This window comes from Streptomyces diacarni (assembly GCF_003323715.1).
Classification (GTDB): domain Bacteria; phylum Actinomycetota; class Actinomycetes; order Streptomycetales; family Streptomycetaceae; genus Streptomyces; species Streptomyces diacarni.
Genome location: NZ_QOIN01000047.1, coordinates 78,654 through 100,444 on the forward strand (window position 1 = coordinate 78,654; position 21,791 = coordinate 100,444).

The 21,791-nt window shown below is 72.4% G+C and carries 19 protein-coding genes; 10 read left to right on the plus strand and 9 right to left on the minus strand.

The genetic code is table 11. The annotated features are described in order from the left end of the window. Positions 1 to 168: 168 nt before the first annotated feature. Together DTL70_RS19615 and hutH are read right to left on the minus strand one after the other, a co-directional pair. Positions 169 to 1,398 carry a L,D-transpeptidase gene (locus DTL70_RS19615; RefSeq protein WP_181860999.1) on the minus strand — a complete coding sequence of 410 codons (1,230 nt, stop codon included), beginning with the start codon at positions 1,396 to 1,398 and terminating at the stop codon, positions 169 to 171. A 718-nt stretch (positions 1,399 to 2,116) separates the two neighbouring features. Then, entirely contained in the window at positions 2,117 to 3,664 is a 1,548-nt protein-coding gene (hutH, locus tag DTL70_RS19625; RefSeq protein WP_181861019.1) for a histidine ammonia-lyase, read from the minus strand. Between the two features lie 168 nt (positions 3,665 to 3,832). Here hutH and DTL70_RS33620 point away from each other — a divergent pair, with 168 nt between their 5' ends. Together DTL70_RS33620 and DTL70_RS19630 are read left to right on the plus strand one after the other, a co-directional pair. Beyond that, positions 3,833 to 3,988 carry a hypothetical protein gene (locus DTL70_RS33620; protein ID WP_181861000.1) on the plus strand — a complete coding sequence of 52 codons (156 nt, stop codon included), beginning with the start codon at positions 3,833 to 3,835 and terminating at the stop codon, positions 3,986 to 3,988. Further along, the gene (locus DTL70_RS19630; protein WP_114023299.1) at positions 3,981 to 4,844 is read left to right on the plus strand and encodes an alpha/beta fold hydrolase; all 864 of its coding nucleotides are present in this window, start codon (positions 3,981 to 3,983) and stop codon (positions 4,842 to 4,844) included. Before DTL70_RS33620 ends, DTL70_RS19630 begins: the two co-directional genes overlap by 8 nt. A gap of 118 nt (positions 4,845 to 4,962) precedes the next feature. Here the strand turns inward: DTL70_RS19630 and DTL70_RS19635 are convergent, their stop codons facing one another. From DTL70_RS19635 to DTL70_RS19650, 4 genes are all read right to left on the minus strand, one after another. Continuing rightward, positions 4,963 to 6,204: a GGDEF domain-containing protein gene (locus DTL70_RS19635; RefSeq protein ID WP_114023300.1), complete on the minus strand. Its 1,242-nt coding sequence runs from the start codon at positions 6,202 to 6,204 to the stop codon at positions 4,963 to 4,965. 135 nt (positions 6,205 to 6,339) lie between these two features. Beyond that, entirely contained in the window at positions 6,340 to 7,140 is an 801-nt protein-coding gene (locus tag DTL70_RS19640; RefSeq protein WP_114023301.1) for an enoyl-CoA hydratase/isomerase family protein, read from the minus strand. Positions 7,141 to 7,247: 107 nt separating this feature from the next. Beyond that, complete coding sequence (locus DTL70_RS19645; RefSeq protein WP_114023302.1) at positions 7,248 to 8,495, minus strand: adenylate/guanylate cyclase domain-containing protein; 1,248 nt, start codon at positions 8,493 to 8,495, stop codon at positions 7,248 to 7,250. A gap of 188 nt (positions 8,496 to 8,683) precedes the next feature. After that, entirely contained in the window at positions 8,684 to 9,535 is an 852-nt protein-coding gene (locus DTL70_RS19650) for a biotin--[acetyl-CoA-carboxylase] ligase (RefSeq protein ID WP_114023303.1), read from the minus strand. 474 nt (positions 9,536 to 10,009) lie between these two features. Here DTL70_RS19650 and DTL70_RS19655 point away from each other — a divergent pair, with 474 nt between their 5' ends. The 4 genes from DTL70_RS19655 (at position 10,010) to DTL70_RS19665 (ending at position 12,757) form a co-directional block, all read left to right on the plus strand. After that, positions 10,010 to 11,596 carry an acyl-CoA carboxylase subunit beta gene (locus DTL70_RS19655; RefSeq protein WP_114023304.1) on the plus strand — a complete coding sequence of 529 codons (1,587 nt, stop codon included), beginning with the start codon at positions 10,010 to 10,012 and terminating at the stop codon, positions 11,594 to 11,596. Between the two features lie 10 nt (positions 11,597 to 11,606). Continuing rightward, complete coding sequence (locus DTL70_RS19660) at positions 11,607 to 11,852, plus strand: acyl-CoA carboxylase subunit epsilon (protein ID WP_114023305.1); 246 nt, start codon at positions 11,607 to 11,609, stop codon at positions 11,850 to 11,852. Positions 11,853 to 11,955: 103 nt separating this feature from the next. Further along, a complete protein-coding gene (gene mmpB, locus DTL70_RS33625) occupies positions 11,956 to 12,093 on the plus strand; it encodes a morphogenic membrane protein MmpB (protein ID WP_181856385.1) in 138 nt (45 codons plus the stop codon). 46 nt (positions 12,094 to 12,139) lie between these two features. Continuing rightward, a complete protein-coding gene (locus DTL70_RS19665; protein ID WP_114023306.1) occupies positions 12,140 to 12,757 on the plus strand; it encodes a Maf family protein in 618 nt (205 codons plus the stop codon). Here the strand turns inward: DTL70_RS19665 and DTL70_RS19670 are convergent. After that, positions 12,732 to 13,217: a hypothetical protein gene (locus tag DTL70_RS19670; RefSeq protein ID WP_245979477.1), complete on the minus strand. Its 486-nt coding sequence runs from the start codon at positions 13,215 to 13,217 to the stop codon at positions 12,732 to 12,734. The genes DTL70_RS19665 and DTL70_RS19670 overlap by 26 nt on opposite strands. A gap of 410 nt (positions 13,218 to 13,627) precedes the next feature. On the opposite strand from DTL70_RS19670, the gene DTL70_RS19675 reads away from it, so the two are divergent. Continuing rightward, entirely contained in the window at positions 13,628 to 15,409 is a 1,782-nt protein-coding gene (locus DTL70_RS19675) for an ATP-binding protein (RefSeq protein WP_114023307.1), read from the plus strand. A 93-nt stretch (positions 15,410 to 15,502) separates the two neighbouring features. Here the strand turns inward: DTL70_RS19675 and DTL70_RS19680 are convergent, their stop codons facing one another. Then, positions 15,503 to 16,438, minus strand: a complete 936-nt coding sequence (locus DTL70_RS19680; RefSeq protein WP_114023308.1) for a DeoR/GlpR family DNA-binding transcription regulator — start codon at positions 16,436 to 16,438, stop codon at positions 15,503 to 15,505. A 123-nt stretch (positions 16,439 to 16,561) separates the two neighbouring features. Beyond that, a complete protein-coding gene (locus DTL70_RS19685; protein ID WP_114023309.1) occupies positions 16,562 to 18,004 on the minus strand; it encodes an NAD(P)H-quinone dehydrogenase in 1,443 nt (480 codons plus the stop codon). A gap of 415 nt (positions 18,005 to 18,419) precedes the next feature. Here DTL70_RS19685 and DTL70_RS19690 point away from each other — a divergent pair, with 415 nt between their 5' ends. From DTL70_RS19690 to DTL70_RS19700, 3 genes are all read left to right on the plus strand, one after another. Beyond that, the gene (locus tag DTL70_RS19690; protein ID WP_114015518.1) at positions 18,420 to 18,857 is read left to right on the plus strand and encodes a gamma-glutamylcyclotransferase family protein; all 438 of its coding nucleotides are present in this window, start codon (positions 18,420 to 18,422) and stop codon (positions 18,855 to 18,857) included. 176 nt (positions 18,858 to 19,033) lie between these two features. Continuing rightward, a complete protein-coding gene (locus tag DTL70_RS19695) occupies positions 19,034 to 19,855 on the plus strand; it encodes a purine-nucleoside phosphorylase (protein ID WP_114023310.1) in 822 nt (273 codons plus the stop codon). A 97-nt stretch (positions 19,856 to 19,952) separates the two neighbouring features. Next, positions 19,953 to 21,677, plus strand: a complete 1,725-nt coding sequence (locus DTL70_RS19700) for a phospho-sugar mutase (RefSeq protein WP_114023311.1) — start codon at positions 19,953 to 19,955, stop codon at positions 21,675 to 21,677. The last annotated feature ends 114 nt before the right edge of the window (positions 21,678 to 21,791 follow it).

Consider the following 21,791-nt stretch of genomic DNA (forward strand, 5'->3'; position numbering starts at 1 on the left):
CCTCCTGCCCTCTCGCCCCTTCTCTTCCCTCCTGGCCTTCTGGGCCTCTCCCGCCCGCGGCCCCGGAGGCAGGGGGCGCCATACGGCGACGAGGGTGGCCCCTGCCCGGGGCCACCCTCGTGGGTGCCGAAGCTCAGCCGGCGCGGTGCTCGCCGCCGGCCTGCGGCGTCACAGTGCGGAGCCGGCCTTCCACTCCGCCCAGTCCATGTTCCAGCCGTTGAGGCCGTTGTCCGGCTGGACGGTCTTGTCGGGCGAGCCCTTGACCTCGACGACGTCGCCGATCATCGAGTTCTCGTAGAACCAGGCACCGTCGGTGCCGGAGTTGTTCGCCCCCTGGGAGTCCTTCAGGCCGACGCAGCCGTGGCTGGTGTTGCCGGAGCCGAAGGGAGCGCCCCAGTAGTTGCCGTGGATGAAGGTGCCGGAGGTGGACAGGCGCATGGCGTGCGGCACGTCGGGGATGTCGTAGCCCTCGGCGCCCTTGCGGCCGAACCCGACGGTGTTCCCGTCCATGCGGGTCTCCTTGTGCTTCTCGGAGATCACCATCTTGCCGTTGTAGGTCGGGTTGCTGGCGCTGCCCGCGGAGATCGGGATGGTCTTGATCGTCTTGCCGTCCCTGACGACCTTCATCTGGTAGTTCTTCACGTCGACCGTGCTGACCTGCTGGCGGCCGATGTTGAAGGTGACCTTCTTGTCCTGGACGCCGACGTTGCCGTTGCCCGCGTTCACGCCGTCGAGGTCGAGATCGAGGGTGACCTTGGAGTTGGGCTTCCAGTACTCCTCGGGGCGGAAGTCGAGCCGGTCGTTGCCGAACCAGTGGCCGACGACCTCCTGGCCGCTGGTCGAGTTGACCTTGATCGCGGACTCGACGGCCTTCTTGTTCTGGATCTGCTTGTCGAAGGTGATGGAGACCGGCATGCCGACACCGACGGTGGCGCCGTCCTCACCCGCGTAGGTGCCGATGAAGCTGTTCTCGGGCGAGACGGTGGTGAACGTGGAGTTCTCCACGGCCTTGCGGCCCTCGCTGTCCTTGGCCGTCGCGGTGACCTCGTACTTCGTGGCCCGCTCCAGCTGGTTGCCGGGCTTCCAGGACGTACCGTCGGAGGAGAGGGAGCCTTCGACCTCGGTACCGCTCTGGGCGGCCTTCATGCTCACCTTGGTGAGCTTGCCGCCCTTGACCGAGACCTTGCCGCCGCTGTTGATGCTCGCGTTGGTGGCGCCGTCCTTGGAGGCGATCTTTATTCGGGCCTGCGAGGCGTCCTTCTCGGCGGATATGTCATTCTTCGCCGCGGACTTCTCGGTGTCACCCCCGTCGTCGCCACCGCATCCGCTCAGCGCGAGCACCCCACCGAGCAGCACGGCCGTGGCCGCGAGACCCCTGCGGTGCTTCCCACCCGTCATCACTGGCTTCTCCATTTGCCTTCGGAACCCCATGTCTCCCCGGTAAAGCTGCTTGGCCCCCACAGCGCCCGATATCGGACATGTGCGCTCCAGCTCCTTGCATAAGAACGCACGGGGGACTATGACCGGTTCCACTTTCGGTAAAACTGTGGTCTAGGACACGTATCCGACCCGTTCGCGAGCCGTTCCGTCTCTTGTCCCGTTAGATGCGGACGGAGCCGTTGTGGTTCTGTCCCGTTCGAAAAGGACGGAACCTTCCTGGTTCCCCGGAAGAGCGGAAGCATGCCTTCCCCATCGCCTCCACCACTCAGTAACATCAGCCCGCGTACGGTCAGTTCATCGCTGATCCCCCGAGCCGTACGCCGTTCCGACGCACACTGGAGGGCCTTTTCGTGTCCGAGGCCGGACCCTCGAAGCTGTCAGTCCACCGCCGCTCTCTGGCGACCGCCGCGGCGGCCGGCGGAGTACTGTGCGCCCTCTGGTTCGTCCCCACAGCCAACGCTACCCCCGAAAAACCTGACCATCCCACTCGTCACAGCGACACTGTGACGCGGTTGGGACACGAGCAGGACGCCGCCCGGACCGGCTAGGCCGGACCGGAGGTCGGCCAGGGCGGAGCCGTCCGCCCTGGCCGGCCCGGGCGGACGGAGCACCGCCGCCGGCCCCGCCGACCCGCGACCGGCCACCGCCGTCAGGTGGGGCCGACCGACCGCCGGAATCAGGCCAGCGGCCCCGTGACGGACTCGGCCGCCGCCACCAGGGCGCCGGACCTGACGAACGCCTCGGCAGCCGCCAGGTCGGGCGCCAGGAACCGGTCCTCCCCCGGGCCCTCGGCCCCCGCCTCGCGCAGCGCCGCGACCACCGCGCGCGCCGCCTCACCGGGCGCCGCGCCCGCCGTACGGGAGCGCAGCTCGACGGCCCTCGCGGCCGCGTACAGCTCGACGCCGATCACCCGCGAGAGCCCGTCCACCGCTGTCCGCAGCTTCCGCGCCGCGGACCAGCCCATGGAGACGTGGTCCTCCTGCATCGCGGAGGAGGGGATCGAGTCCACCGAGGCCGGTGCGGCCAGCCGCTTCAGCTCGCTGACCAGGGCCGCCTGCGTGTACTGGGCGATCATCAGCCCGGAGTCCACCCCGGCGTCGTGCGCGAGGAACGGCGGCAGGCCATGCGAGCGGTTCTTGTCGAGCAGCCGGTCGGTGCGGCGCTCGGCGACGGAGGCGAGGTCGGCCGCGGCCACGGCCAGGAAGTCGAGGACATAGGCGACGGGCGCCCCGTGGAAGTTCCCGTTCGACTCCACCCGCCCGTCCGGCAACACGACCGGGTTGTCGACGGCGGCCGCCAGCTCCCGCTCGGCCACCGTGCGGGCGTGCGTGAGGGTGTCCCGGCCCGCGCCCGCGACCTGCGGGGCGCACCGCACCGAGTAGGCGTCCTGCACGCGGGGGGCGTCGTCCTGGTGGTGCCCGGTCAGCCCGGAGCCCGCCAGCATCTTGAGCATGTTCGCGGCGCTGGCCGCCTGCCCCGGGTGCGGGCGGATGGCGTGCAGCTCGGGGGCCAGCACCCGGTCGGTGCCCAGCAGCGCCTCCAGGGAGAGCGCCGCGGCGATGTCGGCGCTGGTGAACAGGCGGGCGAGGTCGGCGCAGGCCATCAGCAGCATGCCGAGCATGCCGTCGGTGCCGTTGAGGAGGGCCAGCCCCTCCTTCTCGCGGAGCTCGACGGGGGCGATGCCCGCCTCGGCGAGCAGGTCGCCTGCCGGGCGGACCACGCCGTCGCGGTCCTCCGCCTCGCCTTCACCCATCAGGGTGAGCGCGCAGTGCGAGAGCGGGGCGAGGTCTCCGGAACAGCCGAGGGAGCCGTACTCGTGTACGACGGGGGTGATGCCGGCGTTGAGGACGTCGGCCATCGCCTGGGCGACCTCGGGCCGCACGCCGGTGCGGCCGGAGGCCAGCGTCTTGAGCCGCAGGAACATCAGCGCGCGGACGACCTCGCGCTCGACCCGGGGGCCCATGCCCGCCGCGTGCGAGCGGACGATGTTGCGCTGCAGCTGGGCGCGGAGCTCGGGGCCGATGTGGCGGACGGCCAGGGCGCCGAAGCCGGTGGAGACGCCGTAGACGGGGTCGGGCTTGGCGGCCAGGTCGTCGATGAAGCGGCGGGCGGTGCGCAGCGCCTCGACCGCCTCCGGGTGCAGCTCGATCCGGGCGCCGTCCCGGGCGACGGCGATGACCTCCTCCGGGGTGGTCCCCGAGCTCCCCACGACCACAGTGTGCATATTCATATTCAGAAACACTAATGAGTGAATTGCCATCTGTCACGGTCGGCCGCCTCCGACCGCCCCGGGCAAATCAGGTGCTCTCCTCCAGCCCCTGGCCTTAGGCTCGCGGCGGCCGGAGAAGGCGGCACGAGACGGGGCAGGGCCGGCGAGGGGAAGCGGGGGCTCATGGTGCGGGCGGGGCCGACGGTGGAGCGTGTCGTCGGGGCGGCCGGCGAGGTGGGCCTGGACCAGCCGCACGAAGAGACCCCGGGCGCCGGCACCGAGCAGCACCGGTACCAGCACCAGCACCGCACGAACAAGGAGATCGCGTCCCATGAGTGACCTGCCCGCCGACGCCACCGCACCGCGCGTCGGCGTCCTGCCCGTCCCCGGCGCCACCCTGCGCTACGAAGTGCGCGGCACCGGGCCGCTCCTGCTGCTCATACCGGGCGGCGCCGGAAACGCGGACGTCTTCCACGGCGTCGCGCCGGCGCTCGCCGACCGCTTCACCGTCGCCAGCTACGCGCCGCGCGGCATCAGCGGCAGCCCGCTGGACTCCCCGGGCGAGGAACAGGCGGTCGAGGTGCACGCGGCCGACGCGCGGCGCCTGCTCGACCTGCTCTCCCCCGACGAGCCCGCCACCGTCCTCGGCACCAGTTCCGGCGCTGTCGCCGCCGTCGAACTCCTGACGCGGCATCCGGAGCGCCTGCGGCTCGTCGTCGCCCACGAGCCGCCGCTGATCCGCGTGCTGCCCGACCCGCCTCCCGTCCTGGCCGCCTTCGCCGGCATCCAGGAGACCGCCGTGCGCGAGGGTGTCGGCGCCGCCTACGCCCGCATGGGTGCCGTCCTCGGCGCACCGGAGCCCGTCGACGACCCGGCCGTGGGCGATCCCGCGCCCGTGCCCGACGGGCTGCGGGCCGCGATCGAGGCGAGCAGCGCGCACTTCCTCCGCGACGTGCTGCGGCCCTTCAGCCACCACACCCCTGACCTGACGGAGCTGAAGGGGGTGGCGGACCGGCTGGTCGTCGCCGTCGGCCGGGCCTCACGCGGACAGCTCCAGCACACGATGGCCACCGCTCTGGCCGAGGCGGTGGGCGCGGAGTGCCGGGAGTTCCCCGGCGGGCACGTGGGCTGCGTCGAACACCCGGCCGCCTTCGCCCAGGCGCTGGCCGACACGCTGCCGCCGACGGGCCGCTAGGTCTCGCGCCGCCCGCTTCGGGGCCCTCTGCCGCTGGGGCCTGGAGCCGAGCCCTCCGCCGTCGGGACACCGGAGCCGGGCCCCCGGAACCGGGCCGGGCCCCTGGAGCCGCCGGGGCTCATCCGCGGCGGAAGCGGCGGCGCTCCGGGGCGGGTGGCAGCGGTGCGGGGTCGGCGGCCAGCCGCACTGTGGGGTCGTCGGGTCCGCCCTCGCGGCCCGCCACCACCGGCTTGCCCGAACGCAGCGCCTTGGCCCGGTACTGGGCCGCGTCCGCGAGCCGGAAGATCCGGTGGGCCGTGCGCACGTCACCGACCGGGTCGCCGGTGGAGGCGACGCCGCAGGCCACGCCCTCCCCCAGCTCCAGTGCCGCCGCGCCGTGGCAGAGGTCGTCGGCGGCACGCACCACCTCGTCGGCGGTCGGCCCGACGGTCAGCAGACAGAACTCGTCGCCGCCGAGCCGCCCCGCCAGGGCGCCGGGCAGCGTCGCCGCGCAGTCGGCCAGGACCTCGGCGAAACGTTCCAGCAGCCGGTCGCCCGCCTCGTGGCCCTGCTGGTCGTTGACGGCCTTGAGCCCGTTGATGTCGCAGACCGCGAGGCTGACGACCGTGCCGAGATCCCGGTGCAGCTCGACGGCCTCGTCGAGCCGGGACTCCACGGCGCGGCGGTTGGCCAGGCCGGTCAGCGGATCGGTGTAGGCCAGGCGGCGGACCTCCTCCAGCCGTTCGTTCTGCGCGATGCCGGAGGCGATGAGCGCGGCCAGCACAGCGGCGAAGTCGGCGTCGTTCCTGGTGAAGGCGGGTGCGTCGGCGGCCCTGGCGACGTACAGCTCGCCCCAGGCGCGCCCGTGCAGCACGATCGGGGCGATCACGCCCGAGCCGCGGCCCCTGCGCCGCCACACCGCCACCCGCCGGTAGCCGGGCGCCGCCTCGTCACCGCCCCACAGCGGGCCCTCCTCGCCCTCCACCCAGGCCTGGGCACGGGCGCCGCCCGCCCAGCGTTCGTGCAGGGACTCGGCGATCTGCGGGAAGTCGTGCGCGGGGTAGGACTCGTCGTCGGGGAACTCGGCCTCCCCCGGCGCCCGGTCCCCGACGTTGACCAGGACGCGCAGCCGCCCGCGCGGCCGCTCCCAGACGGAGATGGCCGCGAACGTGCCGCCCATCGCCTCACACGCGCCGCGCGCGGCCGCGTGGGCGATGTCCCGGTGGGAGAGGGCGGCGACGGCCTCGGGGTCGTGTGCGGCACCGGAGGTGGTCGGGGCCGGTGCGGGGGCGGAGGTCTGCGCCGCCGCCATGGCCTGCGACAGCCCCACGACGGCGCTCAGGCGCGCGTCCGCGTCCCCGTCCTGACGTATTCGGCCCATACGGCCAAGATTAGGAGGCTTCGTGCCGTTCTGCCGCGCGGCCCCCTACGGAGGGCCTCACTCTACGTACGACACGTGCGCGGTGGGGCGCTCTTGACACATCTCGTGCCGGGGAACCTGGCGGAGGCAGGCCGCTCAGGCTCCCGGCCAGTCGGGCTTCCGCTTCTCGTTGAAGGCCGCGACACCCTCGGCGCGGTCCCCGGAGAAGGCGACGGTTCGCCAGGCGGCCTCCTCCACCTCGAGACCGGCCCGCAGGTCCATGCCCCATCCGGTGCGCAGCGCGCGCTTGGCGGCCCGCAGCCCCACGGGCGAGTGCGCGGCGATCCGCCCGGCGAGGGCCAGCGCCTCCGCGCGGTCCTCGCCCGCCTCGGCGAGCTGGTCGACGAGACCGAGCGCGTGCGCCTCCTCGGCCGCCACCCGGCGCGCGGAGAAGATCAGCTCGGCGGCGCGGGCCGCGCCCACCCGGCGCGGCAGCAGCTGGGTGCCGCCGCCGCCGGGCACCACGCCGACGGACACCTCGGGCAGCCCGACCACGGCCGAGGGGTCGGCGACGATCAGGTCGCAGGAGAGCGCCAGCTCGTAGCCGCCGCCGAGCGCGTAGCCGTGCACGGCGGCGATCGTCGGCATCGGCAGCTCCAGCACGCCCCGGTAGGCCGCACTGGTGTACGGACGTTGGGCGCCCAGTTCCGCGTCACTGAGCGCGTTGCGCTCCTTGAGGTCGGCGCCGACGCAGAACGCGCGCTCATGCGTGGAGGTCAGCACCGTCGCCCGCACGTCGCCGTCCGCGGCGAGGGCCGCGCACGCGTCGGCGAGCGCACCCGCGAACGCCGTCGAGACGGCGTTCATGGCCGCCTTCCGATCCATCACCAACTCGGCGACGTGCCCGTCCTTGCGGACCCGCACCCACTCCCCGAACACCTGCTCGCCATGGTCCATGGCCGTCACGATAACGCTCACGCTGCTTTCCCCCGGGGGACAACCCCCTCTGCCCCCGGCCCCGGAGGCCGCCCCGACACGGGCGGCCGCCCGCGCGAAGCAGGCCGTCAGGGCCCCGGCGGGGTACGCCGCCTCAGCAGCCAGGGTTCCACCACACCGAGACCCCGCACGGGGCGCTGGTAGAGCGGCTGGAGCGCGAACCGGAAACCCGACAGGTCCTCGCTCTCCTTCTCCGACTCGGGAGCGGCCCCCGAAGCCGTCAGTTCGGCACGGAAGGCGCCGTCGACCAGCACGGTGTCCTTGGGCGCTATCGACGTCAGCCGGCTGGCGAGGTTGACCGTGTTGCCGAAGACGTCACCCATCCGGGTCGTCATCGTGCCGAAGGCGATGCCGACGCGCAGCTCCGGCATCGTCTCGTCGTTCGCCATCGTCTCGATCAGCCGCACGCCGATCTCGGCGGCCGTGCCCGCGTCCTCCGCGACGTAGAGGACCTCGTCGCCCAGGGCCTTGATGAGCCGCCCGCCGTGCGCGGCCACCAGGTCGGCAGCGGTCGTCTCGAACGCCTCTACCAGCTCGCCCAGTTCCTCGTCCTCCAGGCGCCGGGTCAGCCGGGTGAAACCGACCAGGTCGGCGAAGCCGATGGCCTGGCGGCGGTTGACCATCTCGTCGTCGTCCTTGACCTGCACGACCCGCCCGGTCGCCGCCGCGAGCTGGCGGCGCCAGACGTAGACCAGGAACTCCTCCAGCTCCGGCAGCAACAACTGCACCAGCGGAAACGTGACCTCGTTACGCGTCATCCCCGGCTCGGGCGGCTCCGTCAGCCCCATCAGGAACGAGTCGATCTGCCAGTCCGCGAGCCGCGCCGTGGTCTGCCCCGTGGACCGGGCCACCTGCACCGCCATCGGCTCGCTCAGCAGCCCCGCCTCGACCAGCCCGGACAGCCGCCGCAGCGCCAGCACGTCCGCCTCGGTCAGCGCGCGCGCCTGGCCGACGTCGGCGAAGCCCATCGCCCGCCAGAAACGGGACGCCAGCTCCATCGAGACGCCCGCCGCACGCGCCGCCTGGAACGGGGTGTACTGCCGCGCGGAGCCCAGGATCAGCTCCTCGATACGCAGCGCGCTGGGATCGGTGTCGTCCTCGACGATCTCCGCCTCGCCGACGTCCTCGGCGAACGAGTTGGCCTGGACCGGGTCCTGCGAGGCGGCGCGCGCGGAACCGGCGCGCTCGCCGGCGGGCTCGGGATCGGCACGCTCGCCAGCGCGCTCGGGGTCGGCGTCACCGCCGCTCGCCGGGTCGTCCTCCCGGGAGCCGGCCGGCTGCCCCTGCTGGGGCACACCCGGATCGTCCGCGGTCACCGGGGGCTCCCCGCACCCTCCGCGACGTGGCGTCGCGCCCTCGCGTCGTCCCTGCGCACAGCCCTTCCGTTCCTCTTGCCGCTCCTGCTCGCGGCGGCACACCGGCACCGCCCGTGAGCCGGACCCCGGCGCCCGATGACACCCGATGTCACCGCCGATTGCCCACCATACGGCAGTTGTGCGCTACCTCACTTACCGGTCGCCGGACGCAGATGGACGATGTCACCGGCCGCGACCGGACGCTGCACGCCCTGTTCCGAAGCGATGACCAGCCGACCGTCCCCGTCCACCGCCACGGCCTCCCCCAGCAGCTCTTCCCCGCCCGGCAGCATCGCCCGCACCGACCTGCCCAGCGTCACGCACCCCGCCGCGTACGCCTCCAGAACGTCGGAGGACGCCGGATCGCCGTCCGCGGCCGACCAGCGGCCGTACCAGTCCTCGAACGCGCGCAGCACGGCGCGCAGGATCGGGTCACGGTCCGTGCCCTGGGCGCCCGCCAGAGCCAGCGAGCCCGCCGTGGGAACCGGCAGCTCGTCCTCGCGCAGAGTGACGTTCAGCCCGATGCCGAGCACCACGTGCTCGTCGTCCACCCGCTCCGCGAGGATGCCGCCGATCTTCCGCTCCTCGTCCGCCCCCGTGGCCAGGATGTCGTTCGGCCACTTCAGCCCCGTGTCGACACCCGCGGTACGGGCGAGCGCGCCCGCCGCGGCGACGCCCGCGAGGAGCGGGATCCAGCCCCAGCGCTCGGCTGCCGCGTGGGGACGCAGCAGCACGGAGAAGAACAGGCCCGATCTGGCCGGTGCGCTCCACGCGCGGTCCAGCCGGCCCCGGCCCGCGGTCTGCTCCTCCGCCACGAGGACGGTGCCGGGGCGGGCTTCGCCCGCGCGGGTGCGGGAGACCAGCTCCGTGTTGGTCGAGGTGACGGAGTCCAGCACCTCCAGGTGCGTCCAGAGCGGGTGCTTCTCGTGGAGGAGGGCGCGGCGGAGGGCTGTTTGGTTGAGCGGGGGGCGGGACAGGTCCGACCAGCGGTTGGGCGTCATGCCGCCACACTATGTGCCGCCCTCGGCTGTTCCCCCCTCCCATGGGCCCCCGGCCCCTGGACCCGTTCTTTGTGGGGGCTTCGCCCCTCGCCCCTTCCTTGTAGGGCGGGCCCCCCTTGGCCTCCGTCCTTCTGTGGGCCGCCCACCCCCGAGGGGCACCCTCTGTTTGGGGGCTCCGCCCCCAAGCCCCGGGGTCTCGCCGATCAGGCTTTGGGGCGGCTCCTCCCCCAGACTCCGTCCGGGGGGACCCCCACCCCAACTGCCCCCCCCGCCACGGGGGCTCCGCCCCCCTAGGAGCCCCCGTAGGTACGAAGGAGTTACCTCTTGGGTGAGGGTGCTCGGAGAAGGGGAGAAAGGGCGCGGCGACAGCGGAAAGGGTGCTGGCGGTGTGGCCAATGACGCACTCCGTAACGGGCGTGCCGCAGATAGCCTACGGATCGGTAGCCACCCCGTGACGGTTAGGAGCCCTCCGAGATGTCCGACGACCTCGACATCCACACCACCGCGGGCAAACTCGCGGATTTCGAGCACCGCACGAAGGAAGCCGTGCACGCGGGCTCGGAGCGCGCGGTGGAGAAGCAGCACGCGAAGGGCAAGCTGACCGCGCGCGAGCGCGTGGAACTCCTGTTGGACGAGGGGTCTTTCACGGAGCTGGACGAGTTCGCCCGCCACCGTTCGACGAATTTCGGCCTGGAGGCGAACCGTCCGTACGGCGACGGTGTCGTCACGGGCTACGGCACGATCGACGGCCGCCCCGTCTGCGTGTTCTCGCAGGATTTCACGATCTTCGGCGGCGCCCTGGGCGAGGTCTACGGCGAGAAGATCGTCAAGGTGATGGACTTCGCGCTGAAGACGGGCTGTCCGATCATCGGCATCAACGACGGCGGCGGCGCCCGTATCCAGGAGGGCGTGGCGGCGCTCGGCCTGTTCGCGGAGATCTTCCGCCGCAACACGCACGCCTCCGGCGTGATTCCGCAGATTTCCCTCGTTCTCGGGCCCTGTGCGGGCGGAGCCGTCTATTCGCCCGCCATCACGGACTTCACGGTGATGGTGGACCAGACCTCGCACATGTTCATCACGGGGCCCGACGTCATCAAGACGGTCACCGGTGAGGACGTCGGGTTCGAGGAGTTGGGCGGGGCGCGGACGCACAACGCCACGTCCGGCGTCGCGCATCACTTGGCGGGTGACGAGAAGGACGCCATCGAGTACGTGAAGGCGCTGCTCTCCTACCTTCCGTCCAACAACCTCTCGGAGCCGCCGGTCTTCGCCGAAGAGGCGGATCTGGAGACCTCGGACGAGGACCGGGAGCTGGACACCCTCATCCCGGACTCGGCGAACCAGCCGTACGACATGCACGGCGTCATCGAACATGTGCTGGACGACGGGGAGTTTCTGGAGACGCAGGCGCTGTTCGCGCCGAACATGGTCACCGGGTTCGGCCGGGTCGAGGGCCAGCCGGTCGGTGTGGTGGCCAACCAGCCGTTGCAGTTCGCGGGGTGTCTGAACATCGACGCGAGCGAGAAGGCGGCGCGGTTCGTGCGTACCTGCGACGCGTTCAACGTGCCGGTCCTCACGTTCGTGGACGTGCCGGGGTTCCTGCCGGGGACCGATCAGGAGTACGACGGGATCATCCGGCGCGGCGCGAAGCTGATCTACGCGTACGCGGAGGCGACGGTGCCGCTGGTCACGGTGATCACGCGGAAGGCGTTCGGCGGCGCGTACGACGTGATGGGCTCCAAGCACCTGGGCGCGGACCTCAACTTCGCCTGGCCGACGGCGCAGATCGCCGTCATGGGCGCGCAGGGCGCGGTCAACATCCTGCACCGCAAGAAGCTGGCCGCCGCCGGCTCCCCGCAGGAGACCGAGGAGCTGCGCGCCCAGCTCACGCAGGAGTACGAGGACGCGCTGCTCAACCCTTACGTGGCGGCCGAGCGCGGCTATGTGGACGCGGTGATCCGTCCCGCCGAGACCCGCCGTCACATCACCCGCGGTCTGCGTACGCTGCGCACCAAGCGCGAGCAGCTGCCGCCGAAGAAGCACGGCAACATCCCGCTGTGAGGAGGCCGCGATGACGGATTCCCGAGAGACGTCCCCCCGGACCCCCGAGCCGCCCATCCGGGTCGTGCGGGGCAATCCGACGCCCGAGGAGCTGGCCGCCGCGCTGGCGGTGGTGCGGGCCCGCGCGTCGGCCGTTGCGCCGGGTGAGCCGGGCCGCGGGGTGCCGGGCGCGTGGTCGTCGCCGGCCCGTACGGTGCCGCGCCGGCTGCCGCAGCCGGGCCCGGGTGCCTGGCGCCGTACGTACTGGCCGGGGTGAGGGCCGGGCCCGTGCCCTCCGGGGCATCCGGTGCCCGCGGGGCGTCCGCATCTGAGTACGCGTACTCAGGCGGGGGCGCCCGCCCGGTCCCACCATGGGGCGCATGCTGTGGTCGGACCCCCGCGACGAGCCGCCGCCGGAACTGCGCAGGGCCCAGGAGAAGGTGCACCGTCTCGGCTGGGTGCTGCTGGTGGTGGTGGCGGTCGTGATGCTGCTGCTGTTGTCGGTGGCGTACTCGTGAGCCGCCCGGGTCCGCTGTGCGCGTGCGCGGGGTGCGGGTCCTTACGATGGCCCGCATGAACTCTCCGCGTCTCGTCCTCGCCTCCGCTTCCCCTGCCCGTCTCGCGCTGCTGCGGCAGGCGGGGATGGCGCCGGAGGTCGTCGTCAGCGGCGTGGACGAGGACGCGATCGACGCGTCGACCCCTTCGGAGCTGGCCCGGGTGCTGGCGGAGGCGAAGGCGGCGGCGGTGGCGGGCCGCGCCGAGGCGGCGGGGGCGCTGGTCGTGGGCTGCGACTCGGTGCTGGAGCTGGACGGGCGGGCGCTGGGCAAGCCGGCGGACGCCGAGGAGGCGGCGGCCCGCTGGAAGGACATGCGGGGCCGCTCGGGTGTGCTGCACACCGGGCACTGCGTGGTCGACACCCGGACGGCTCAGGCGCGCTGTTCGGTGACGGCTTCGACGACGGTGCACTTCGGTGAACCGTCCGATGAGGAGGTCGCCGCCTATGTCGCGAGCGGCGAACCGCTGCACGTGGCGGGCGCTTTCACCCTGGACGGCCGCTCGGGCCCGTTCGTCGAGGGCATCGAGGGCGACCACGGCAACGTGCTGGGGCTCTCGCTGCCGACGTTGCGCAGGCTGCTGGCCGATCTGGGTGTCGCCGTCACCGACCTGTGGGTGGCGCGCTGACCTCGCCCTGCGCGGAGGCGGCCGCATCCCGGCTTGCGGGTGCCCGCTCGACGTGCTCGTCGTCGCCTGCGCCGTACCAGGTCAGCGACCACACGAGGAGACCGAGGACGGCCATCAGCACCACGAAGGCCGTCCACCCCACCAGGCCGACGCAGAAGGCGCCGAGCACGCCGTGGACGACGGCGCAGCTGATCAGCACGATGCGCCAGAACCCGCGCGGCGGCAGGTCGCGGATCGCCGTGCGCGCGAGGATCAGCGCGCAGGTGAGCACGTAGCCGCCGACCAGCACGGCGCCGATCACCGCGGAGATCGTCATGGCGCGCGGCTCGATGCCCGCCAGCGACATCTGCTGGACGTCGGCGACCTTGCCGAGGAAGAGATTGAGTCCTACGAGTACGACGGCCTCCAGTGTCAGCACCAACGCCGTCACCGCGGCCACCGCTCGTCTGCGCCCTGACACCGCGCCCACCCCTTCTGTGGCCTGCATCTGCCCTCGGCGGAACGCCTGTTGCGGCCCGCCCGCTCGACGCGCCCGGGTTACTCCGGGTACGTGTACGCGCCAGAGCGAACGCTACTGGCGGGTACATGCCGGGGCAAGGGAAACGGCGCACAGCAAAATTTCGCTTCTCCTCTCGTAGGGAGTCCACAAAGACCCCCGGTTCCACCGAGCCACCGGGACAGAGAGTTAGCCCACACCCCTGAGTCGGACAACCCGTGCCCGAAAGCGGCGTACCGTGGGATGACGAGGGGAGATCCGGTTCCGCGCGAGACGCGCATGACACTCCGTGTGGGCAAGCTCACCCCCCTGGGCGGCTCGGCGTCAGGTGTCGCCAGTACCTAAACTCAGCTTGTTTCAAGGAGGGAGCCATCGTGCGCAAGGTGCTCATCGCCAACCGCGGCGAAATCGCCGTCCGCGTCGCCCGCGCGTGCCGGGATGCGGGTATCGCGAGTGTCGCCGTCTATGCCGACCCGGACCGGGACGCACTCCACGTCCGGGTGGCCGACGAGGCCTACGCGTTGGGCGGTGACACCCCCGCAGCCAGCTACCTGGACATGACCAAGGTCCTCAAGGCCGCCGCCGACTCGGGCGCTGACGCCGTCCACCCCGGTTACGGATTCCTGTCGGAGAACGCCGAGTTCGCGCAGGCGGTCCTGGACGCGGGGCTCAACTGGATCGGCCCGCCCCCGCACGCCATCCGCGACCTGGGCGACAAGGTCGCGGCGAGGCACATCGCGCAGCGCGCCGGGGCCCCGCTCGTCGCCGGCACCAAGGACCCGGTCTCCGGCGCTGACGAGGTCGTCGCCTTCGCCGAGGAACACGGCCTGCCCATCGCCATCAAGGCGGCCTTCGGCGGCGGCGGCCGCGGCCTGAAGGTCGCCCGCACGCTGGAGGAAGTACCCGAGCTCTACGACTCGGCCGTGCGCGAGGCGGTGGCCGCCTTCGGCCGCGGCGAGTGCTTCGTCGAGCGCTACCTCGACCGCCCCCGGCACGTGGAGACCCAGTGCCTGGCCGACAAGCACGGCAACGTCGTCGTCGTCTCCACCCGCGACTGCTCCCTCCAGCGCCGCCACCAGAAGCTGGTCGAGGAGGCCCCGGCCCCCTACCTGAGCGACGAGCAGAACGCCGAGCTGTACCGCGCCTCCAAGGCCATCCTGAGCGAGGCCGGCTACGAGGGCGCGGGCACCTGCGAGTTCCTCGTCGGGCAGGACGGCACGATCTCCTTCCTGGAGGTCAACACCCGCCTCCAGGTCGAGCACCCGGTCACCGAAGAGGTCACGGGCCTCGACCTGGTCCGCGAGATGTTCCGCATCGCCGACGGCGAGGAGCTGGGCTACGACGACCCGCCGCTGCGCGGTCACTCCTTCGAGTTCCGCATCAACGGCGAGGACCCGGGCCGCAACTTCCTCCCGGCCCCGGGCACGGTCACCACGTTCGCGCCGCCCTCGGGCCCGGGTGTGCGGCTGGACGCGGGCGTCGAGTCGGGGTCGGTCATCGGCCCCGCGTGGGACTCGCTGCTGGCGAAGCTGATCGTCACCGGCGCGAGCCGCGGCCAGGCCCTGGAGCGGGCGGCGCGCGCGCTGGACGAGTTCGAGGTGTCGGGGATGGCCACCGCGCTGACCTTCCACCGCACCGTGGTGCGCGACGCCGCGTTCGCCCCCGAGGTGAGCGGCCGCGCCGGTGAGCCCTTCGACGTCCACACCCGGTGGATCGAGACGGAGTTCGTCAACGAGATCAAGCCGTTCGCGCCGTCGGCGGCCGAGGACGAGGACGCCGGGGAAGCGACCCGCGAGACGGTCGTCGTCGAGGTCGGCGGCAAGCGCCTGGAGGTCTCCCTCCCCTCGTCGCTGGGCATGCCGCTGGCGCGGGCCGCCGTCGAGGGCGGCGCACGCAAGCCCCGCAGGAAGGCCGCCAAGAAGTCCGGCTCCGCGGCCTCCGGTGACGCGCTCGCCTCCCCCATGCAGGGCACCATCGTGAAGGTCGCCGTGGAGGAGGGTCAGGTCGTCGAGGAGGGCGAACTGGTCATCGTCCTGGAGGCGATGAAGATGGAGCAGCCGCTCAACGCCCACCGGGCCGGCACCGTGAAGGACCTCAAGGCGGAGATCGGCGCCTCGGTCTCCTCCGGCGCCGTCATCTGCGAGATCAAGGACTGAGCCGCGGCGATCGCCGCCCACCTCTCCTGACGCCGTCGGCGGTGCCGGACCCCCTCGTACGGGGGCCCGGCATCGCCGGCGGCGCGTTGTGCGTCAGCGGCGGCGCGGTGCCAGGTCGGCCACCCGGGGTCCCGGTGCGGCCGTGGGCCGCAGGTGGGTGGGGGGCGGACTCCCGCCCTGCGCGGCGGCCCGCCGCGGGGTGGGCATCGGCACGTCCTGGCGGCCGCGCCCGGCGGAGGCGGAGGTGGCGGAGCCCGCGACGGCGACCTGCACCCCGCGGTCGGCGAGCGCCTGCAATTCCGTCTCGGCACGGTCGTCGTGCGGCGGTGGCTCGTCCGTCACCAGTCGGGTGATCACATCGGTGGGTACCGTCTGGAACATGGTGTCGGTCCCCAGCTTGGTGTGGTCGGCCAGCACGACGACCTCCCCGGCCGCCTGCACCAGCGCCCGGTCCACGCTCGCGGAGAGCATGTTGGACGTGGACAGGCCCCGCTCGGCGGTCAGCCCGCTCCCCGACAGGAACGCCCGGGAGACGCGCAGCCCGTGCAGTGACTGTTCGGCGCCGCTGCCGACGAGCGCGTAGTTGCTCCCGCGCAGGGTGCCGCCGGTCATCACCACCTCCACCCGGTTGGCGTGGGCCAGTGCCTGCGCCACCAGCAGCGAGTTGGTGACCACGGTCAGCCCGGGCACCCGCGCGAGCCGCCGCGCGAGCTCCTGAGTCGTCGTACCGGCTCCGACGACGACGGCCTCGCCCTCCGAGACCAGGCCGGCGGCGAGGTCGGCGATGGCCGTCTTCTCGGCGGTGGCCAGATGGGATTTCTGGGGGAAGCCGGACTCACGGGTGAAACCGCCGGGTAGCACGGCACCGCCGTGCCGGCGGTCGAGCAGTCCTTCTGCCTCCAGCGCCCGTACGTCCCTGCGCACGGTCACTTCGGAGGTCTGGACGACGCGGGCGAGCTCCCGGAGCGAGACCGCTCCGTTGGCGCGCACCATTTCAAGGATCAATTGACGACGTTCCGCAGCGAACACGAAACTGACAGTAACGCCAACGACCGTCTGCTTTCAGCGGTATCCGCCGATTAACAGAAGTTGTTCGTAGGAGGGCACCCAACGTGGTATAGGGGCCCTTTCGGACAGCGCCCCCTCGGCCCCTCAGTGCAGTTCGGCCAGCTTGCGCGTGTGCAACTGCCGCGCCACCTCGGCGATCGACCCCGTCAGCGACGGATACACCGTGAACGTGTTGGCGATCTGCTCCACGGTCAGATTGTTGTCAACCGCGATCGCGATCGGATGAATCAGCTCACTCGCCCGGGGCGCCACGACGACACCGCCGACGATGATCCCCGTCCCCGGACGGCAGAACAGCTTCACGAAACCGTCCCTGATGCCCTGCATCTTCGCGCGCGGATTACGCAGCAGCGGCAGCTTGACGACGCGCGCCTCGATGGCGCCCTTGTCCACGTCCGCCTGCGAGTAGCCGACCGTCGCGATCTCCGGATCGGTGAAGATGTTCGCGGCGACCGTCTTGAGGTCCAGCGGGTTCACCGTGTCACCGAGGAAGTGGTACATCGCGATCCGGCCCTGCATCGCCGCCACCGAGGCCAGCGCCAGGACGCCCGTGCAGTCGCCCGCGGCGTAGACGCCCGGAGCCGAGGTACGCGACACCTTGTCCGTCCAGATGTGCCCCGACTCCTTGAGCCGGACCCCCGCCTCCTCGAGACCCATGTCCGCCGTGTTCGGGATCGCGCCCACCGCCACCAGACAGTGCGTCCCCGAGATCGTGCGGCCGTCCTGCAGCGTGACCTCCACCCGGTCGTCGTCCGTCCGCTGCGCGGACGCCGCACGGGAACGGCTCATCACGTTCATGCCCCGACGGCGGAAGACGTCCTCCAAGACCGCGGCGGCGTCCGGGTCCTCCCCCGGCAGCACCCGGTCCCGGGACGAGACGAGCGTCACCTGGGAGCCCAGCGCCTGGTAGGCGCCCGCGAACTCGGCACCGGTCACACCCGAGCCGATCACGATCAGCTCCTCGGGCTGCTCCTCCAGGTCGTAGAGCTGCGTCCAGTTCAGAATGCGCTCGCCGTCCGGACGGGCGTCCGGGATCTCACGCGGATGACCACCCGTGGCGACCAGCACCGCGTCCGCCGTCAGCTCCTCCTGGCTGCCGTCCGCCACCGTGACCGTGACCGTACGGGAACCGTCCACCGCCTGCCCCGGCTCCAGCCTCCCCCGGCCCCGCATGACGCGGCCCCCCGCACGGGTGACCGACGCGGTGATGTCGTGCGACTGGGCGAGAGCCAGCCGCTTGACACGGCGGTTCACCTTGCCGAGATCGACGCCCACGACCCTCGCCGGGTCGTCCGGGTCATGGGTCTTGTCCTCCACCCGGATACCGAGCTCCTCGTACGAGGAGTCGAAGTTCGTCATCACCTCGGCGGTGGCGATCAGCGTCTTCGACGGCACGCAGTCGGTGAGGACCGAGGCGCCGCCGAGGCCGTCGCAGTCGACGACGGTCACCTCCGCGCCGAGTTGGGCGGCTACCAGAGCCGCTTCGTATCCGCCGGGGCCGCCGCCAATGATCACGATCCGAGTCACCCCCCCATTGTCCCGCACCCACCCCGCCCCCACCCCGCTGGGTCCTCCACCCCCACATACCCCCCTCCCCGAGGGGGCTCCGAGCCCCCTCGGGGAGAGCCGGCTCCCTATCGCGCACGAGTCGACCCAGCACTGAGGTTCTGTGGTCCTCTCATGTGGGGGTCCAGGGGGCGGAGCCCCTTGGCGGGGGTTCCTAGGGGGGCGGAGCCCCCGTAGCGGGGGGCCTTTGGGGGGCGGAGCCGCCCCAAAGCCTCCCCGGCGAGGGGCCGGGGGTCTGGGGGGCGGAGCCCCCCAGACAGAGATCAGCAACATCGGGGGTGGGCTGGCCCCACTGGTAAAGGGGGAGGTATGGGGGGCCCACCCCAGGGGGGCGATGGGGCGGAGCCCCGAGGGGTGTGGCGGCTACCCTCGTGGGATGTCGCTCTACGCCGCCTACGCCGGCAACCTCGACGCCCGCCTGATGTCCCGCCGCGCCCCCCACTCCCCCCTCCGCAGCACCGGATGGATGACCGACTGGCGGCTGACGTTCGGCGGGGAGCACATGGGGTGGGAGGGCGCGCTGGCCACCCTCGTGGAGGCGCCGCGGTCGCAGCTGTTCGTCGCGTTGTACGACATCGCTCCGATGGACGAGGACTCGATGGACCGCTGGGAGGGCGTCGGGCTCGACATATACCGGCGGATGCGGGTGCGGGTGCACACACTGGACGGTGAGGAGCCGGCGTGGTGCTACGTGCTCAACGGGTACGAGGGGGGTCTGCCCTCGGCTCGCTATCTGGGCGACATCGCGGATGCGGCGGAGTCCGCGGGTGCGCCGCACGACTATGTGATGGAGCTGCGTAAGCGCCCCTGCTAAGGACCGGGCGCATGGGATCCCTGCTAGGGACCGGGCGCACGGGCCAGGTGGGGGCTGGGCTCGCAGGGCACGGAACGTACACACGAGAGGCGGCTCGGCACGGACTCGTCCGTGTGTTCGTCCGGAGTTGCGTCCCACGTCTACGCGCGTAGGCGAGAAGGGGCTACCCTCGTCGCGTGAACGCTTCAGCCACTACGCACATCCCCGACGACCCCTACCGCACCGCCGACGAGGCCGCGGCCAAGCTGCGGGCCCTGACCGGCGAGGAGAGCCACGACGTGGCCCTCGTCATGGGCTCGGGCTGGGTGCCCGCGGCCGACGCGCTCGGGGTCCCCGACCACGAACTGGCCGTCACCGAGCTGCCCGGCTTCCCGCCGCCGACCGCCGCGGGGCACGCGGGCAAGATCCGCTCCCACACGGTGGGCGGCAAGCGCGCGCTCGTCTTCCTCGGCCGTACGCACGCGTACGAGGGCCGCGGTGTCGCGGCCGTCGCGCACGGGGTGCGCACGGCCGTGGCGGCGGGCTGCAAGACCATCATCCTGACCAACGGATGCGGCGGCCTGCGCGAGGGCATGCGCCCCGGCCAGCCGGTGCTCATCAGCGACCACATCAACCTGACCGCCGCCTCCCCCATCGTCGGCGCCAACTTCGTCGACCTCACCGACCTGTACTCGCCGCGGCTGCGCGCGCTGTGCCAGGAGATCGACCCGACGCTGGAAGAGGGCGTCTACGTCCAGTTCCCCGGGCCGCACTACGAGACGCCCGCGGAGATCGGTTTCGTCCGCACCATCGGCGGTGACCTGGTGGGCATGTCCACCGTCCTGGAGGCCATCGCGGCGCGGGAGGCGGGCGCCGAGGTGCTCGGTGTCTCCCTCGTCACCAACCTCGCGGCGGGCATGACCGGCGAGCCCCTCAACCACGAGGAGGTCCTGCAGGCGGGCCGCGACTCGGCCTCCCGGATGGGCACGCTGCTGGCCCAGGTGCTCCAGCGGCTCTGACACCGCGCCCGCGGTCTCCGGCTCTCCGCCGTGAGAGCTTCCCACCTCGGGACCCCCACCACGGGGACTCCCCTTCCCGAAAGGCAGGACGGACACGATGAGCGACGCCCGGCGGGATGACGCACGGGCCCGGGACTCCGACGAGGCGCTGCTCGCCCGGGCCCGCGACTGGCTGGCCGAGGACCCCGACCCGCAGACGCGGCAGGTGCTGGCCGGGCTCGTCGAAGCGCGGGCGGTGGAGGAACTGCGGGAGAGGTTCTCGGGCACTCTCCAGTTCGGCACGGCGGGCCTGCGCGGTGAGCTGGGCGCGGGACCGATGCGGATGAACCGCTCCGTCGTGATCCGCGCGGCCGCCGGAATCGCCGCCCACCTGCGGGAGCGGCAGGGCGAGGGGGGCGGTCAGCCGCTGGTGGTCGTCGGCTACGACGCGCGCTACAAGAGCGCCGACTTCGCCCGCGACACGGCCGCCGTGATGGTCGGCGCGGGGCTGCGCGCGGCGGTGCTGCCGTCGCCGCTGCCCACGCCGGTGCTGGCCTTCGCGGTGCGGCACCTGGGCGCGGCCGCCGGGATCATGGTCACGGCCAGCCACAATCCGCCCCGCGACAACGGCTACAAGGTCTACCTGGGCGACGGGTTGCAGATCGTGCCGCCCGCCGACGGGCAGATCGCGGACGAGATCGCCGCCGTCGGCCCGCTCGCCGGTGTGCCCCGCGCGGAATCCGGCTGGCAGGTGCTGGGCGGCGAGGTGCTCGACGCCTACCTGGCGCGTTCGGGTGCCGTCTTGACCGAGGGGTCGCCGCGCGAGGTGCGGGTGGTGCACACGGCGATGCACGGTGTGGGGCACGAGACGGCGCGGCTGGCGTTCGAGCGGGCGGGTTTCCCCTCGCCGGTGCCGGTCGCCGAGCAAGCCGAGCCCGACCCGGACTTCTCCACGGTCGCGTTCCCCAATCCGGAGGAACCCGGCGCGATGGAGCGCGCGTACGCGACCGCGCGTGCCTGGGAGGCCGAGCACGGCGAGCGCCCCGACGTGATCATCGCCAACGATCCGGACGCCGACCGCTGCGGCGTCGCCGTGCCCGACGCGGCGGCCGAGGACGGCTGGCGGATGCTGCGCGGCGACCAGGTGGGCGCACTGCTGGCCACCCATCTGATCCACAAGCACGCCAAGGGCACGTTCGCGACGACGATCGTCTCCTCCTCGCTGTTGGAGCGCATCGCCGAGTCCGCAGGGCTGCCGTACGCCCAGACGCTGACCGGGTTCAAGTGGCTGGCCCGCGTCGACGGGCTGCGCTACGGCTACGAGGAGGCGCTGGGCTACTGCGTCGATCCGGAGGGCGTCCGCGACAAGGACGGGATCACGGCGGCGCTGCTGGTCGCCGAGCTGGCCGCCGAGCTGAGGCAGGCGGGGCGCACGCTGGGCGAGCTGCTGGACGACCTCGACGTCGAGTACGGCGTCCACGCCACCGACCAGCTCTCCGTGCGGGTGTCCGACCTGTCGCTGATCGGCGCGGCGATGGAGCGGCTGCGCGCCGAGCCGCCGACGGCGCTGGGCGGGCTCGGGGTCGCCCGTACGGACGACCTCACCCAGGGCACCGCGTCGCTGCCGCCGACGGACGGGCTGCGCTATTCGCTGGCAGGCGCCGACGGGGTCGGCGGCGGCCGCGTGGTGGTGCGGCCGAGCGGCACCGAGCCCAAGCTCAAGTGCTATCTGGAGGTCGTCGTCCCGGTGGGTGACGCCGCCGATCTGGCCTCGGCGCGTGAGCGTGGCGCGGCGGTGCTGGCCCGCTTCAAGGACGACCTGAGGCGGGCGACGGGGCTGTAGCGGCGTAGCCGGGCAGGGGTGTCGGCGGCTGTTCCGGTGTGGCGCGTACCTCCGCACCACACCGGAATAGTCGCCTTCTTGTTCGAGTTCGGGTGGAAGGGACGCGTCGTCCCC

What these genes read in the sequence shown, in the direction of transcription:
- DTL70_RS19700 (WP_114023311.1), top strand. Translation starts at nt 19,953, where the DNA reads ATGAGCGACGCCCGGCGGGATGACGCACGGGCCCGGGACTCCGACGAG.
- DTL70_RS19640 (WP_114023301.1), bottom strand. Translation starts at nt 7,140, where the DNA reads ATGGACCATGGCGAGCAGGTGTTCGGGGAGTGGGTGCGGGTCCGCAAG.
- DTL70_RS19690 (WP_114015518.1), top strand. Translation starts at nt 18,420, where the DNA reads ATGTCGCTCTACGCCGCCTACGCCGGCAACCTCGACGCCCGCCTGATG.
- DTL70_RS19655 (WP_114023304.1), top strand. Translation starts at nt 10,010, where the DNA reads ATGTCCGACGACCTCGACATCCACACCACCGCGGGCAAACTCGCGGAT.
- DTL70_RS19665 (WP_114023306.1), top strand. Translation starts at nt 12,140, where the DNA reads ATGGCCCGCATGAACTCTCCGCGTCTCGTCCTCGCCTCCGCTTCCCCT.
- DTL70_RS19650 (WP_114023303.1), bottom strand. Translation starts at nt 9,535, where the DNA reads ATGACGCCCAACCGCTGGTCGGACCTGTCCCGCCCCCCGCTCAACCAA.
- hutH (WP_181861019.1), bottom strand. Translation starts at nt 3,664, where the DNA reads ATGCACACTGTGGTCGTGGGGAGCTCGGGGACCACCCCGGAGGAGGTC.
- DTL70_RS33620 (WP_181861000.1), top strand. Translation starts at nt 3,833, where the DNA reads ATGGTGCGGGCGGGGCCGACGGTGGAGCGTGTCGTCGGGGCGGCCGGC.
- DTL70_RS19630 (WP_114023299.1), top strand. Translation starts at nt 3,981, where the DNA reads ATGAGTGACCTGCCCGCCGACGCCACCGCACCGCGCGTCGGCGTCCTG.
- DTL70_RS19615 (WP_181860999.1), bottom strand. Translation starts at nt 1,398, where the DNA reads ATGACGGGTGGGAAGCACCGCAGGGGTCTCGCGGCCACGGCCGTGCTG.
- mmpB (WP_181856385.1), top strand. Translation starts at nt 11,956, where the DNA reads ATGCTGTGGTCGGACCCCCGCGACGAGCCGCCGCCGGAACTGCGCAGG.
- DTL70_RS19660 (WP_114023305.1), top strand. Translation starts at nt 11,607, where the DNA reads ATGACGGATTCCCGAGAGACGTCCCCCCGGACCCCCGAGCCGCCCATC.
- DTL70_RS19635 (WP_114023300.1), bottom strand. Translation starts at nt 6,204, where the DNA reads ATGGGCCGAATACGTCAGGACGGGGACGCGGACGCGCGCCTGAGCGCC.